General features: G+C 65.8%; 1 pseudogene. It reads left to right on the top strand.

The annotated features are described in order from the left end of the window. Window positions 1-168, top strand: a pseudogene (locus ACQG3P_RS20090) (imidazole glycerol phosphate synthase subunit HisF); the annotation flags it as partial. Between the last annotated feature and the right edge of the window lie 95 nt (window positions 169-263).

The raw sequence follows: 263 nt of genomic DNA, 5'->3' as shown, positions 1-263 counted from the left end.
ATCGCCTCCGGCGGTGCCGGCGACATGCAGCACGTCGCCGATGGGATCGACCAGGCTGATGATGACGGTGCGCTGGCCGCCAGCGTGGTCCACAGTGGCGCCATTGCCAGTCCCGCGCTCAAGCAGTTCCTGCGCGAGCAGCAGATCGAGGTACGTGATGTCTATTGAAGTATTGCCCTCCCGTGAGTCGCTGGAACAGCTGGACTGGGCCAAGGGCGATGGGCAGTTGCCCGTGGTGGTGCAGGACGCCGACACGCTCGCGG

Origin of the sequence: Stenotrophomonas sp. SrG (assembly GCF_050031795.1) — a bacterium.
GTDB classification, from domain to species: domain Bacteria; phylum Pseudomonadota; class Gammaproteobacteria; order Xanthomonadales; family Xanthomonadaceae; genus Stenotrophomonas; species Stenotrophomonas rhizophila_A.
This window is presented reverse-complemented; position numbering and strand designations above follow the sequence as displayed.